The sequence below is a fragment of the Streptomyces meridianus genome (genome assembly GCF_023703325.1).
Taxonomy (GTDB): Bacteria; Actinomycetota; Actinomycetes; order Streptomycetales; family Streptomycetaceae; genus Streptomyces; species Streptomyces meridianus.
Window position 1 is genome coordinate 145283 of sequence record NZ_JAMQGM010000008.1, and the last position, 13030, is coordinate 158312.

Sequence of the window (13030 nt, forward strand, 5' to 3'; positions counted from 1 at the left end):
GTTCAGCCCGCGAGGACCTTCGCCTCCGTCCCGGGGTCCAGGCCGACGACGGGACGGTCCGGGCGCTGCGGGGCCCGCCCGCCGATGCTCTGCAACCAGTCCCAGGTGTCGGCCACCGTCTCCGCGACGGGCCGGCAGCGCAGGCCGGCCGCCAGCGCCCGGGAGACGTCGCCCCGGTGCAGGGTGTCGTACAGCTCGCCCGGTGGCAGCCATACCGGAAGCTGCGACCACGGCTCGACGCCGGCCGCCACGATCCGCTCCGGGGCCGTCCAGCGCAGTTCGGCCGCCCCGCCGGTGACGCGCACGCACGTCTCCAGGAGCTCGCCCATCGTGGTGTGGCCCGGCCGGCTGACGACGTTGAAGGGCCCGCCGAGCCCCCGGGCGGCGGCGTCCAGGACCCACGCGGCCAGATCGCGCGCATCGATGTACTGCAGGGGCAGCTCGCGCGGACCCGGCGCCAGGACCGGGCCGCCCCGCGCGATGCGGTGGAGCCACCACGGCAGCCGTCCGATGTTCTCCCGCGGGCCGATGATCAGCCCGGCGCGGGCCAGCAGGGCGTTGTCACCGAACGCCTCGGCGGCGGCGAGCTCACCGCCGCGCTTGGCGCGTGCGTAATCGCCGTCGTCGCCGTCGTCCGGCGAGGCGTCCACCAGCGGCCCGTCCTCGTCCAGCCCCGCTGCGGCCGGGTAGCGGTACACCGATCGACTGGAGACGTAGACGTAGTGGCCCGCGCGACCGGCCAGCACCCGCGCGGCGTCGCGGACCGCCGACGGCGCGCCCGTCCAGGTGTCCACCACCACGTCCCACGTGCCCTGCGCCAGGGCCGCGGTTCCGCCGGGCGAGGTCCGGTCACCCGTCACCTGGGCGGCGCCCGGCGGCGCCTCGTGGTGTCCGCGGTTGAACACCGTCACCTGCCAGCCCCGCGCCAGCGCCTCGTCCGCGACCGCGCGGCCCACGAATCCCGTCCCGCCCAGCATCAGCAGTCTCATGCGGTGACTCTGCCCCTGCGGACGCCGTCCGTGAACCGCCGCAAGCTCTCAGCGGAATCGCTCCCGGCGGAACTCCGGTCCGCCGAGCGGCACCGGGGCGGCGGACGGCACCGGGGCGGCGGACGGCACCGGGCGTGCGCCGGACCGCCGCGGTCCCGCCGTGCGGAACTCGGGCAGCGCGCCGGTGCCTGCCCCACCCGCCCACCGCCGGGGCCCGCTTCCATCCGGAAACCCCATATCAGCCCCGGACGGTGAGGAATCGTCTTCCCGGAGGAATCACAACCCGAGTTTCGCCTCGTACAGCCGGCCGACGGCCTCCTTGTCGCCCTCCACCTCGATCCGCGCCGCCTCTTGCCGGCCGAACAGGAAGATGGTCAGCTCACCCGGCTCGCCGGTCACGGTGACCACCGGAACACCCCGGCGGGCCACCGCAGTCCGGCCGTCCGGGCGCCGCAGCACCAGCCCGACCGGGGAGCGGCGGCCCAGAACGCGTGCCATCTTCTCGATCCGGGACCACAGGGCGTCGGAGAACACCCGATCCAGCTCCCGGGGCGTCCAGTCCGGCTGCGCCCGGCGGACGTCCTCGGCGTGGACGAAGAACTCGACGGTGTTGGCGGCTTCGTCGATCTGCTTGATGGCGAGCGGGGACATCCGTGGCGGACCGGTGCGGATGAGCTGGATCAGCTCCTCGTACGGCTTGGCGGCGAACTCGGCCTGCACCCGGGCGAGCCGGTCGGCGAGCGGCTTGAACAGGACGCCGCCGGCCGCGTCCGCCCGCCGCTCCCGGACCACCAGGTGCGCCGCGAGTTCGCGGGTCGTCCAGCCGTCGCACAGGGTTGGGGCCGCGGACCCGGCCGTTTCCAACAGGTCGGCGAGGAGTAGGCGTTCACGCTGTGCATGAGTCGACATGCCGCCAGCGTACGACCGGCAGCCCCGGCCCGCCACGGTGCCGCGCGGTGACCCGCACGGCTCGTTGCCGCGGGCCGGCCGGGTCACCGGGAAGCGTGTCCGGAGGGAACTCCACGGTCAGGGGAGCGCGGCCGTCAGCTTCCGTCCCCCCGGCCCGTCGCTGAGCGTCAGGGCACAGGAGACCCGGTTCTCGCCCTCGGTCTGATACGTCGGGAGCGACGGGTAGAGCGCGTAGTTGTAGTACTGCCGGCCGTCGTCCGGAATGTCCCGCATGCGGCGCTTCACATCGCTGCCGCACAGCCGCAGTGCCTCGGTCTCCAGCTCCTGGTCCGAGGCGAAGTCACCGGTGAGTTCCCGGTTCCCTATCACCTCGCCGTCGTGCGGTCCCGTGCACGGACGCTCGACGACCTTGCGCACGCCGGGGTCGAGTTCGGGATGGTCGAAGCACACCCCCCGGCCCAGGGCCACGAACGGCAGCTCTTCGCCCGGCGCGTCGGAGGGCGGGGGCGCCGGTCCCCCCGGCGCCCCCGTGTCCGACGGCGGCTCGGTGGCCCCGGCGCCGCCGCGCGGCGGCGCCGGAGTGGGGGAGGTCTTCGCCGGTGCCGGACGCCTGCCCGCGTCGGCCGTCGCCGGGCCGTCGCTGGTGACGATCAGGAGCCCGCCGACGCCCAGCCCGACCACCAGCACCGCACCGATGAAGAACGCCGCTATCCGCGGGGCGCGGTCCCCGCCGTCGCCGCCGGGAGGAGGACCGCCCGCCCCGGGACCGAAGGGCGCCGGAGGCGGCCCGAAAACGCCGCCGGCCACCGGTGCGGCGGCATCCGGCATTCCCAGGTCCGGCGGCGGACCGAAGCCGCCGCCGGGCGACGAAGAAGGACGCTCGTGCGGCGGAGGCGGGAAGGTCATGCCCGAAGCATGCCCCATCGCCCGTGTCCGTGCTCACGAGATCCGGCGACAGCCGGAACCCGCCCCGACGGGCCCACCCGGCGCACCGGTTTCACGGCGCCCCGCCCCCGGCGGCACAATGGGCGCATGTCCCGTACACAGCCCTCCTCCGGACTCGACCCGGCTCTGGCCGCCCGCCTGCGCCGCAACGACGAGGGGCTCTTCCCGGCCATCGCCCAGCAGTACGACACCGGCGAGGTGCTGATGCTCGGCTGGATGGACGACGAGGCGCTCCACCGCACCCTCACCACCGGCCGCTGCACCTACTGGAGCCGCAGCCGCCGGGAGTACTGGGCCAAGGGCGACACCTCGGGCCACGTCCAGCACGTCAAGTCCGTCGCCCTCGACTGCGACGCCGACACCGTGCTCGTCAAGGTCGACCAGACCGGCGCCGCCTGCCACACCGGCGACCGCACCTGCTTCGACGCCGGGGACATCACCCCCGGCTCCGGCCGGTGACCACTCACCCACCAGTAGGATCCCGCCACATGACTCCCGGTGCCGCCACCATGGACCTCGCCACGTTCCGCAAGCTGGCCGCCGACCGGCGCGTCATCCCGGTCAGCCGCAGGCTGCTTGCGGACGGCGACACCCCGATCGGCCTCTACCGCAAACTCGCCGGCGAACGGCCCGGCACCTTCCTCCTGGAGTCGGCCGAGAACAACCGCTCCTGGTCCCGCTACTCCTTCGTCGGCGTCCGCAGCGCTGCCACGCTCACCGAACGCGACGGCGAGGCCCACTGGCTCGGCACCCCGCCCGTCGGCCTCCCCACCACCGGCGACCCCCTGCAGGCCCTGCGCGCCACCGTCGAAACCCTCCACACGCCTCGCGACCTCGGAGGATCGACCCAACTGCCGCCGTTCACCGGCGGAATGGTCGGCTACCTCGGCTACGACATCGTGCGCCGGCTCGAGCGGGTCGGTGACGGCGGACGCGACGACCTGCGCCTGCCCGAACTGACCATGCTCCTCACCTCCGACCTCGCCGTCCTCGACCACTGGGACGGCACCGTGCTGCTGATCGCCAACGCGATCAACCACAACGACCTCGACACCGGAGTCGACGAGGCCCACGCCGATGCCGTCGCCCGGCTCGACAGGATGGCCGCCGACCTCGCCCGGCCCGCTCCGGCCGGCACCGTCGAACTGCCGCCCGCGCAGGTGCCCGAGTACTCCGCGCTCTGGGGCGGCACCGACTACCAGTCGGCCGTCGAGGACATCAAGGAACGGATCCGCTCCGGCGAGGCCTTCCAGGTCGTTCCCTCGCAGCGGTTCGAGACCCCCTGCCACGCCTCCGCCCTCGACGTCTACCGAGTGCTGCGCGCCACCAACCCCAGCCCCTACATGTACCTCTTCCGCTTTCCCGGATCCGGGGACGACGGGGCACCCGGGGGGCCCGGCGGATTCGACGTGGTGGGCTCCAGCCCCGAGGCCCTGGTCAAGGTCGAGGAGGGCCGGGCGATGATGCACCCCATCGCCGGCACCCGCCCGCGCGGCGCCACCCCCCGGGAGGACGCCGCCCTCGCCGACGAACTGCTCGCCGACCCCAAGGAACGCGCCGAGCACCTCATGCTCGTCGACCTCGGCCGCAACGACCTCGGCCGGGTCTGCGAGCCCGGCAGCGTCGAGGTCGTCGACTTCATGACGATCGAGCGCTACAGCCACGTCATGCACATCGTCTCCACCGTCACCGGCCGCCTCGCCGAGGACCGCACCGCCTTCGACGCCCTCACCGCCTGCTTCCCCGCCGGAACCCTGTCGGGCGCGCCGAAGCCCCGGGCCCTGCAGATCATCGACGAGCTCGAGCCGACCCGGCGCGGTGTCTACGGCGGCTGCGTCGGTTACCTCGACTTCGCCGGGGACTCCGACACCGCCATCGCCATCCGCACGGCGCTGCTGCGCGACGGCACCGCCTACGTCCAGGCCGGCGCCGGCGTGGTCGCCGACTCCGACCCGGTCGCCGAGGACACCGAGTGCCGCAACAAGGCCGCGGCCGTCCTGCGTGCCGTCGCTGTCGCCAACGGCATCTCCGGGCCGCAGGCGTGAGCGCTGCCGGCCTGCCGGGAGGGCGCCGGCGAGCCCCCGCCTCCGGGCGGGGGCGGCCCGGAGGCCATAGTGGAAGGGTGAGTCCCGAACACGAGCCGCCCGCCCACGCCACCGGCAGCACCACGGACGGACCGCCCGCCGAGGCGGGACGCCGCCGCAGTCTCGCCGTCGCCCTGTTCCTCGGAGCCGCAGGCGCCGCCCTCGCGCTCGTCGCAGGCGGCAGGCCCTGGGGCGAGGCAGTCACGTCCGCCGCACAGGGCGCCGTCCCGCTGACCGCCCAGGGTCGTGACGTCACCGGCATCCCCGCCGCCCTCGCCGTGGTCGCCCTGGCCTCGCTCGTCGCCGTCTTCGCCGTACGCCGGTCCGGACGCACCGCGGTCGCGGCGGTGATGGCCCTGTGCGGAGCCGCGATCGTCGTCACCTCTGTGCTGGGCGCCACCGACACTTCCGCGCTCGAAGCGGAAGCGGCCGCGGCCACCGGCCTGGCCGGAGCCGGCGTACGCGAGGTCGCCCACACCGTCTGGCCCTGGGCCTCGGCGGCGGGCGGCGTGCTGCTGCTGGCGGCGGGGCTGCTCGCGCTCCGCCACGGCCGGCACTGGCCCGCGATGTCCGGACGCTACGAACGCCCCGGCCAGGCCGGCGCGACCGCCCGGCGCGCCCCGGCGGACCCGGACCGCCCCGAGGAGATCTGGAAGGCGCTCGACCGCGGCGAGGACCCCACCCGCGACGCCTGAGGCACCCGGGCGCGGACCCCGCCACGGAGGTTCCGCGCGCGTCGGTGACAATGGACGCCGAGCCTTCACCGCGCCCACCCAGGCGCGTCACAGCAACGAGGAGTACTCATGGCGGGAAGCAGCCACGGACACACCCCGGCCGCCTGGACCGGGGTCACCATCGCCTTCATCGGGTTCTGCATCTCCGGTGCCTTCACCGTGATGGCCGAGCCGCTCGGCGTCGTGGGCGGCCTCGTCGTCGCGGCCCTGGGCGGTGTCGTGGGCCTGGCCATGGGTGCCGCCGGACTGGGCCAGAAGACCGTCACGCGCTCCAAGGCGCCCGCGTCGGAACCCCAGCCGCAGAGCTGACCCCGGAACCGGCCCTTCGGCGGGGGCGCGACCCTCGCCGGACGGCCGGAGCCGAGCGGAAGCCGCCCGGGGACCGGGCACGGCCCGGACGGACGCACCCGGCGGCACCCGCGCTGCGCGCGGCCCGCCCGGCATCCAGACTCGGTGCTGTGACCGAACAGCCTGTACGGCCGGCGCCGCCGCACCTGCGCGAACGCGCGCCGCATCCCGCGCGCCCCGGCGAACACGCCCACGGGCCCTTGCGCCGTACGGCCGTCCCCCTCGCAGTCCTGGCCTCCGTCGGCAGCGCCTTCGGATACGTCGGCGCCGTCGACCCGAACACCCCGGGCCACTACCCGCTCTGCCCGCTGCTCCACTTCACGGACATCCTCTGCCCCGGCTGCGGCGGCCTGCGCAGCGCCCACGCACTGGCCCACGGAGACCTCCTCACCGCGCTCGGCTCCAATGTCCCGGTGGTCGCCGGCAGCGCCGTCTTCGCCGTCGTGTGGACGGTCTGGCTGCTGAGGTGCGTACGCGGCCGTCCCGCCCCGGCGGTCGCCCTGGGCTTTGTGCACTGGTGGTCCCTCGCTGCCGCCGTCGCCCTGTTCACCCTCGTGCGGAACCTTCCCTTCGGTTCCGCCCTGGCGCCCTGATGCGCGCCCTCGCTCCCGGGAAATGTCCAGGTCGTGGGACCGGCGCCCACTGGATGCGGGTCCGGGGCCCGCGTCCGGATACCATCGCAGTGGTCCCGCAGAGCGTCCCGGCGCGGGGCAGTGCTCTCCGGGAGCCGACCAGGGAACCATCACGTTCGGAAGGGAGCCGCTCCCGTGAGTGTGCTCGATGAGATCATCGACGGAGTGCGCGCCGACCTCGCAGAGCGGCAGGCGCGCGTCGGCCTCGACGAGCTCAAGGAGCGGGCGGCCAGGGCTTCTCGGGCCAAGGACGGCGTCGCCGCGCTGCGCGGCGACAGCGTCAACGTGATCTGCGAGGTCAAGCGTTCCAGTCCGTCCAAGGGCGCCCTCGCCGCCATCGCGGACCCGGCCGGCCTCGCCGCCGACTACGAGGCGGGCGGTGCGGCCGTCATCAGCGTTCTCACCGAGGAGCGCCGGTTCGGCGGCTCCCTCGCAGACCTGGAGGCGGTGCGCGCCAAGGTCGACATCCCCGTGCTGCGCAAGGACTTCGTCGTCACCGCGTACCAGCTGTGGGAGGCCCGGGCCCACGGGGCCGACCTCATCCTGCTCATCGTCGCGGCCCTGGAGCAGGAGGCCCTGGTGTCGCTGATCGAGCGTGCCGAGTCCATCGGGCTGACCCCGCTGGTCGAGGTCCATGACGAGGAGGAGGCCGCGCGCGCGGTCGACGCCGGGGCCCGGGTCATCGGCGTCAACGCCCGCAACCTCAAGACGCTCGAGGTGGACCGGGGGAACTTCGAACGCGTCGCCCCCGAGATCCCCGACCACATCGTCAGGGTCGCCGAGTCCGGGGTGCGCGGCCCGCACGACCTGATCGCCTACGCGAACGAGGGCGCCGACGCCGTCCTCGTCGGAGAGTCCCTCGTGACCGGCCGTGACCCCAAGACGGCCGTGTCCGACCTCGTCGCCGCCGGGGCCCACCCCGCACTGCGGCACGGACGGGGCTGAGACCCCGTGCAGGCGTACGCGCGTCTGGCCCGCGGCTGCAGGCCGCGTGGCTGCCGCGCGCCCGCGCGGCGGGTGCGCGGCCGGCGCGTGCGCTACGTCATCGGATGCGAACCGGGGCAGGTCAACGGCATGCGATGGCGTCCGGCGGCTGCGCTCTGACCCTTTCGGCCGCCACGCCATGACGTCTGCCGGATGCGGACCCGATCCGCTCCGGCACCGGTGCAAACCTCCCGCGAGGCGATGCCGTGCGTTCCGGTGCGCCTTGCCCACGCGGACGCACCGCCTCGCAGTCCCGCCGTACGGGGCGCGCCGGTGTGCGCCGCGGGGCCGGGCGGACGGGCCGGGTGCAGCTGCCGGGACGTACCGTGACCATGCACAACGAGATGTCGGGGCACAACGCCCCATCGAGGAGCACGTCGGATGTCTTCTGACTTCTTCATTCCCGACCCGGAGGGCCGGATCCCGGACGCGCGCGGCTACTTCGGCGCGTTCGGCGGCAAGTTCATCCCCGAGGCGCTGGTCGCCGCGGTGGACGAGGTCGCCGTCGAGTACGCCAAGGCCAAGGCCGACCCGGCCTTCGCGGCCGAGCTCGAGGACCTGATGGTCAACTACACCGGCCGGCCCAGCGCGCTGACCGAGGTGCGGCGGTTCGCCGAACACGCCGGCGGCGCCCGGATCTTCCTCAAGCGCGAGGACCTCAACCACACCGGCTCACACAAGATCAACAACGTGCTCGGGCAGGCCCTGCTCACCCGGCGGATGGGCAAGACCCGGGTCATCGCCGAGACCGGCGCCGGCCAGCACGGTGTGGCCACGGCCACCGCCTGCGCGCTGTTCGGCCTCGAGTGCGTGATCTACATGGGCGAGATCGACACCCGGCGGCAGGCGCTGAACGTGGCGCGGATGCGGATGCTCGGTGCCGAGGTGGTCGCCGTGAAGTCCGGCAGCCGCACCCTGAAGGACGCGATCAACGAGGCCTTCCGCGACTGGGTCGCGAACGTCGACCGCACGCACTACCTCTTCGGCACCGTCGCCGGACCGCACCCCTTCCCGGCGATGGTCCGCGACTTCCACCGGGTGATCGGCGTCGAGGCCCGCCGTCAGATCGTCGAGCGCACCGGCCGCCTGCCGGACGCCGTCGCCGCGTGCGTCGGGGGAGGCTCCAACGCCATCGGTCTCTTCCACGCGTTCGTCCCCGACGAGGGAGTGCGGCTGGTCGGCCTCGAGGCCGCCGGCCACGGCGTCGACTCGGGCGAACACGCCGCCACCCTCAGCGTCGGCGAGCCGGGAATCCTGCACGGCTCGCGCTCCTACGTCCTCCAGGACGACGAGGGCCAGATCACCGAGCCCTACTCGATCTCCGCGGGGCTCGACTACCCGGGCATCGGCCCCGAGCACGCGTACCTCAAGGACAGCGGCCGCGCCGAGTACCGGCCGGTCACGGACGACGAGGCGATGCAGGCGCTCCGGCTGCTGTCCGCGACCGAAGGCATCATCCCGGCCATCGAGAGCGCCCACGCACTGGCCGGCGCGCTCCGGCTGGGACGGGAACTGGGAGAGGACGGGCTGATCCTGGTCAACCTGTCCGGCCGCGGCGACAAGGACATGGCGACTGCCGCGGAGTACTTCGGGCTGTACGACGCGACGGACGCCGTCGAACCCGACGAGACCGAAGGGGCCGAGTGATGGCAGGCAACGTGGAACTGCTGGGATCGGTTCTGGCGGCGGCGAAGGCCGAGAACCGCGCGGCGCTCGTCGGCTACCTCCCCGGGGGCTTCCCGACGGTGGACGAGGGCGTGCGGGCTGCCGTCGCGATGATCGAGGGCGGCTGCGACGTGGTGGAGATCGGGCTGCCGCACAGCGATCCGGTCCTCGACGGCCCGGTCATCCAGACCGCCGACGACATCGCCCTGCGCGGCGGCGTGAGGATCGCCGACATCCTGCGGACGGTACGGGAGGTCCACGGGGCCACCGGCGCCCCGGTGCTCTGCATGACGTACTGGAACCCCGTCGACCGGTACGGCCAGGAGCGCTTCGCCGCCGAGCTGGCCGAGGCCGGGGGAGCGGGCTGCATCCTCCCGGACCTGCCGGTCGAGGAGTCCGAGGTGTGGCGCAAGGCCGCCGACCACCACGGGCTGGCCACGGTCTTCGTGGTGGCGCCCAGCAGCCGCGACGAGCGGCTGGCCCGGATCACCGGGGCAGGCAGCGGATTCGTGTACGCCGCCTCCCTCATGGGCGTCACCGGAACCCGGGAGTCCGTCGGCGCGCAGGCCGAGGACCTGGTGCGACGCACCCGGGCGACGACACAGCTCCCGGTGTGCGTGGGCCTCGGTGTCTCCAACCCCGGGCAGGCGGCCGAGGTCGCCCGGTTCGCGGACGGGGTCATCGTCGGCTCCGCCTTCGTCAAGGAACTGCTGAACGCCCCCGACGCGGACGCCGGAGTGACCGGGGTGCGCCGCCTGGCGGGGGAACTGGCCCGGGGTGTCCGCCGCCCCTGACACCCGGACGAGGAGATCTCTCCCTCTTTCGAGGGAAAGCACCACCGGGGAGGCGTGCCCACGCCTCCCCGGTTCGTTCCTCCGGGTGTGAGCCAGACGAATCGTGACGGAATGCGCGCCGCCCGGGAACGACTGCAGCAGCAGCGCGAGCGGGACAGGACGCGGGACAAGACCAGGCGGATGCTGATCGTGGGCGCCTGCGTGGTGGCGGCACTCGGGGTCGCCGGCGGCCTGGGCGTGATGATCGCCGGCATGGGCGACGAGCCGGAACGCGGCGCCGGGCCGGTGGCCGCCCCCGCCGGGGCCAAGGGCGAAAACAAGCTGATGATCCCGGTGGGTTCACCGGACGCCCCCGCCACCCTCACCGTGTTCGAGGACTTCCGCTGCCCCGCCTGCCGGGCCTTCGAGAACGGCTACCGCGAGACCGTTCACCGCCTCCAGGACAAGGGCCTGCTGAAGACCGAGTACCACCTGGCGACGATCATCGACGGCAACCTGGGCGGTCAGGGCTCCCAGCGGGCCGCGAACGCCGCCGCGTGCGCGCAGGACGCCGGAAAGTTCGCCGAATACCACGACGTCCTCTTCAGGAACCAGCCGCAGGAGACCGACGACGGCTACGCCCGCGACGCCCGCCTCATCGAGCTGGCCGCCAAGGTCGACGGACTGGACACCCCGGAGTTCCGCAGCTGCGTCGAGGAGGGTGTGCACGACAGCTGGGTCGCGAAGTCCCAGGAGGCGTTCTCCAAGTCGGGCCACCGGGGAACCCCCACCGTGCTGCTCAACGGCAAGGACGTCTACAACAACCCGCAGAAGCCGCTGACCCCGGCCGGGCTGCAGAAACTCGTCGAAGCCTCCGCGAAGCGCAGCTGAGCCCCGCCCCGCCCCGGCCGCACCGCCCCCCTCAGGGTCCTCCGGCGCGGCCGGGCGAGCTCCAGGGGCGGGCGGGGGTGGGATCCGCAGCCCACGCACTGTAGGTTCGGACCTGCCATGGACCTCGCATTCATTCCCAGCCCGTCGACCGGCGTGATCCACCTCGGACCGATCCCGCTGCGCGGCTACGCGTTCTGCATCATCATCGGCGTCTTCGTCGCCGTCTGGCTCGGCGGCCGCCGCTGGGTCGCCCGGGGCGGCCTGCCGGGGACCGTCGCCGACATCGCCGTCTGGGCCGTGCCCTTCGGCCTCGTCGGCGGCCGCCTCTACCACGTGATCACCTCTTATCAGCCCTACTTCGGCCCGGGCGGCAACTGGGTCGACGCCTTCAAGATCTGGGAGGGCGGACTCGGCATCTGGGGCGCCGTCGCCCTCGGCGCGGTGGGCGCCTGGATCGGCGCCCGGCGCCGCGGCGTCCCGCTGCCCGCGTACGCCGACGCCGTCGCCCCCGGCATCGCTCTCGCCCAGGCGATCGGCCGCTGGGGCAACTGGTTCAACCAGGAGCTCTACGGCAAGGCCACCGACGTCCCGTGGGCGCTGCGGATCGACGCCGACCCCACGATCGGCAGAGCGGGCGGCACGTACCACCCGACGTTCCTGTACGAGTGCCTGTGGTGCATCGGCGTCGCCCTCCTCGTCATCTGGGCCGACCGGCGCTTCAGACTCGGTCACGGACGGGCCTTCGCCCTGTACGTGGCGGCCTACACGGTGGGCCGCGGCTGGATCGAGTACCTGCGCATCGACGAGGCGAACCACATCCTGGGGCTGCGCCTCAACGTCTGGACGTCGCTGGTCGTCTTCGTGGCGGCCATCGCCTACCTGGTGATCTCGGCCAAGGTGCGCCCGGGCCGCGAGACGGTGGTCGAGCCGGCCGCAGAGGCGGCGCGGGCGACGGCAGCCGCCGAGGACGGCACCACGGGCCCGGCTGCCGAGGACAGCGCCCCGGAAGCCTCCGACTCCGGCGACGCGACCGCCTCCGGGACCACGAGCACGGAACGGGCCTCGAAGGAACTCTGAGGCCCTCGCCCCGGTCTCCCGGCCGCCCCGCCACCCGCGGGGCGGCCATTTCTTCGCGCTCCTCCGCAAAACGGCAGGTCAGCGAGGTAAGTTCGGCCTTCCTTGCTGGCGCGGTCCCGCAAGTCGTGCGTACCGTCGAGGCATTGGGGATCCGGCCGCCCGGCCGCACCGGTGAAGGGAGCACCCCACCATGGCCACTACGGCCCCCGTCGGCGACGACACCGCCCAGGACGGCACAGTGCAGGACGGCACAGCGCGGGACGACACCCCGCAGACCGGCCCGCACCCCGCCCACCGCGACAACCACACCCACCGTGACGTCAACGGTGGATGGCTGCGCCCCGCCGTCTTCGGAGCGATGGACGGCCTGGTCTCCAATCTGGCGCTGATCAGCGGCGTCGTCGGCGGCCAGGTCTCCTCGGGCGCCGTCGTCCTCACCGGCTTCGCCGGGCTCGCAGCCGGCGCTTTCTCGATGGCCGCGGGGGAGTACACCTCCGTCGCCTCCCAGCGCGAGTTGGTTCAGGCGGAGCTGGACGTCGAGCGCGAGGAGCTGCGCCGCAACCCGGGGGACGAGGAGAGGGAGCTCGCCGAGCTGTACGAGCGGCGCGGCGTCGCTCCGGCTCTGGCCGCGGAGGTGGCGCGCCAGCTCTCGAAGGACCCCGACCGGGCCCTGGAGATACATGCCAGGGAAGAGCTCGGAGTCGACCCGACCGATCTGCCGTCCCCCCGGGTGGCGGCCGTCTCGTCGTTCGGATCGTTCGCCGTCGGGGCCCTGCTCCCGGTGCTGCCCTATCTACTGGGTGCCACCAGCCTGCTGCCTGCCGTCCTGCTCGCGCTGGCCGGACTCTTCGCCTGCGGGGCCGTGGTCGCCCGCGTCACCGCCCGCAGCTGGTGGTTCAGCGGGCTGCGGCAACTGACGCTGGGCGGTGCCGCGGCGGCTGTGACATTCTGGCTGGGGTCGCTCTTCGGCGCCGCGATCGGCTGACGGCCGTCGGGCCG

The 13030-nt window shown here is 73.7% G+C and carries 15 protein-coding genes; 12 read left to right on the forward strand and 3 right to left on the reverse strand.

Translation table 11 applies throughout. The features are described 5' to 3' along the window. Positions 1-2 precede the first annotated feature (2 nt). The 3 genes from M1E25_RS03850 to M1E25_RS03860 all read right to left on the reverse strand — a co-directional run bounded on the left by M1E25_RS03850 (position 3) and on the right by M1E25_RS03860 (position 2804). Complete coding sequence (locus M1E25_RS03850; RefSeq protein ID WP_251409500.1) at positions 3-989, reverse strand: NAD-dependent epimerase/dehydratase family protein; 987 nt, start codon at positions 987-989, stop codon at positions 3-5. Between the two features lie 276 nt (positions 990-1265). After that, the gene (locus tag M1E25_RS03855) at positions 1266-1898 is read right to left on the reverse strand and encodes a TIGR03085 family metal-binding protein (RefSeq protein WP_251409503.1); all 633 of its coding nucleotides are present in this window, start codon (positions 1896-1898) and stop codon (positions 1266-1268) included. A gap of 117 nt (positions 1899-2015) precedes the next feature. Continuing rightward, a complete protein-coding gene (locus tag M1E25_RS03860; protein ID WP_251409506.1) occupies positions 2016-2804 on the reverse strand; it encodes a hypothetical protein in 789 nt (262 codons plus the stop codon). A gap of 126 nt (positions 2805-2930) precedes the next feature. Between M1E25_RS03860 and hisI the strand changes: the two genes are divergently transcribed. The 12 genes from hisI to M1E25_RS03915 all read left to right on the forward strand — a co-directional run bounded on the left by hisI (position 2931) and on the right by M1E25_RS03915 (position 13016). Next, positions 2931-3302 carry a phosphoribosyl-AMP cyclohydrolase gene (hisI, locus tag M1E25_RS03865; RefSeq protein ID WP_251409509.1) on the forward strand — a complete coding sequence of 124 codons (372 nt, stop codon included), beginning with the start codon at positions 2931-2933 and terminating at the stop codon, positions 3300-3302. A gap of 50 nt (positions 3303-3352) precedes the next feature. Continuing rightward, a complete protein-coding gene (locus M1E25_RS03870; RefSeq protein ID WP_251409686.1) occupies positions 3353-4888 on the forward strand; it encodes an anthranilate synthase component I in 1536 nt (511 codons plus the stop codon). Positions 4889-4965: 77 nt separating this feature from the next. Next, positions 4966-5622: a TIGR02234 family membrane protein gene (locus M1E25_RS03875; protein WP_308290386.1), complete on the forward strand. Its 657-nt coding sequence runs from the start codon at positions 4966-4968 to the stop codon at positions 5620-5622. Between the two features lie 108 nt (positions 5623-5730). Next, positions 5731-5970, forward strand: a complete 240-nt coding sequence (locus tag M1E25_RS03880; RefSeq protein ID WP_251409512.1) for an HGxxPAAW family protein — start codon at positions 5731-5733, stop codon at positions 5968-5970. A gap of 149 nt (positions 5971-6119) precedes the next feature. Further along, positions 6120-6602 carry a DUF2752 domain-containing protein gene (locus M1E25_RS03885; protein ID WP_372500513.1) on the forward strand — a complete coding sequence of 161 codons (483 nt, stop codon included), beginning with the start codon at positions 6120-6122 and terminating at the stop codon, positions 6600-6602. A gap of 174 nt (positions 6603-6776) precedes the next feature. Next, positions 6777-7586, forward strand: a complete 810-nt coding sequence (gene trpC / locus M1E25_RS03890) for an indole-3-glycerol phosphate synthase TrpC (protein WP_251409515.1) — start codon at positions 6777-6779, stop codon at positions 7584-7586. A 6-nt stretch (positions 7587-7592) separates the two neighbouring features. Further along, the gene (gene trpM, locus M1E25_RS25865; protein WP_372500514.1) at positions 7593-7745 is read left to right on the forward strand and encodes a tryptophan biosynthesis modulator TrpM; all 153 of its coding nucleotides are present in this window, start codon (positions 7593-7595) and stop codon (positions 7743-7745) included. Positions 7746-8006: 261 nt separating this feature from the next. Then, complete coding sequence (gene trpB / locus M1E25_RS03895) at positions 8007-9272, forward strand: tryptophan synthase subunit beta (RefSeq protein WP_251409518.1); 1266 nt, start codon at positions 8007-8009, stop codon at positions 9270-9272. Further along, entirely contained in the window at positions 9272-10084 is an 813-nt protein-coding gene (gene trpA, locus M1E25_RS03900) for a tryptophan synthase subunit alpha (protein WP_251409521.1), read from the forward strand. Before trpB ends, trpA begins: the two co-directional genes overlap by 1 nt. Positions 10085-10171: 87 nt before the next feature. Next, positions 10172-10954: a DsbA family protein gene (locus tag M1E25_RS03905; RefSeq protein ID WP_251409524.1), complete on the forward strand. Its 783-nt coding sequence runs from the start codon at positions 10172-10174 to the stop codon at positions 10952-10954. A gap of 117 nt (positions 10955-11071) precedes the next feature. Beyond that, complete coding sequence (lgt, locus tag M1E25_RS03910; RefSeq protein ID WP_251409527.1) at positions 11072-12031, forward strand: prolipoprotein diacylglyceryl transferase; 960 nt, start codon at positions 11072-11074, stop codon at positions 12029-12031. Between the two features lie 190 nt (positions 12032-12221). Beyond that, complete coding sequence (locus M1E25_RS03915; RefSeq protein ID WP_251409530.1) at positions 12222-13016, forward strand: VIT1/CCC1 transporter family protein; 795 nt, start codon at positions 12222-12224, stop codon at positions 13014-13016. The last annotated feature ends 14 nt before the right edge of the window (positions 13017-13030 follow it).

What these genes read in the sequence shown, in the direction of transcription:
- hisI (WP_251409509.1), top strand. Translation starts at nt 2,931, where the DNA reads ATGTCCCGTACACAGCCCTCCTCCGGACTCGACCCGGCTCTGGCCGCC.
- M1E25_RS03880 (WP_251409512.1), top strand. Translation starts at nt 5,731, where the DNA reads ATGGCGGGAAGCAGCCACGGACACACCCCGGCCGCCTGGACCGGGGTC.
- M1E25_RS03855 (WP_251409503.1), bottom strand. Translation starts at nt 1,898, where the DNA reads ATGTCGACTCATGCACAGCGTGAACGCCTACTCCTCGCCGACCTGTTG.
- M1E25_RS03860 (WP_251409506.1), bottom strand. Translation starts at nt 2,804, where the DNA reads ATGACCTTCCCGCCTCCGCCGCACGAGCGTCCTTCTTCGTCGCCCGGC.
- M1E25_RS03870 (WP_251409686.1), top strand. Translation starts at nt 3,353, where the DNA reads ATGGACCTCGCCACGTTCCGCAAGCTGGCCGCCGACCGGCGCGTCATC.
- M1E25_RS03850 (WP_251409500.1), bottom strand. Translation starts at nt 989, where the DNA reads ATGAGACTGCTGATGCTGGGCGGGACGGGATTCGTGGGCCGCGCGGTC.
- trpB (WP_251409518.1), top strand. Translation starts at nt 8,007, where the DNA reads ATGTCTTCTGACTTCTTCATTCCCGACCCGGAGGGCCGGATCCCGGAC.
- trpA (WP_251409521.1), top strand. Translation starts at nt 9,272, where the DNA reads ATGGCAGGCAACGTGGAACTGCTGGGATCGGTTCTGGCGGCGGCGAAG.
- lgt (WP_251409527.1), top strand. Translation starts at nt 11,072, where the DNA reads ATGGACCTCGCATTCATTCCCAGCCCGTCGACCGGCGTGATCCACCTC.
- M1E25_RS03915 (WP_251409530.1), top strand. Translation starts at nt 12,222, where the DNA reads ATGGCCACTACGGCCCCCGTCGGCGACGACACCGCCCAGGACGGCACA.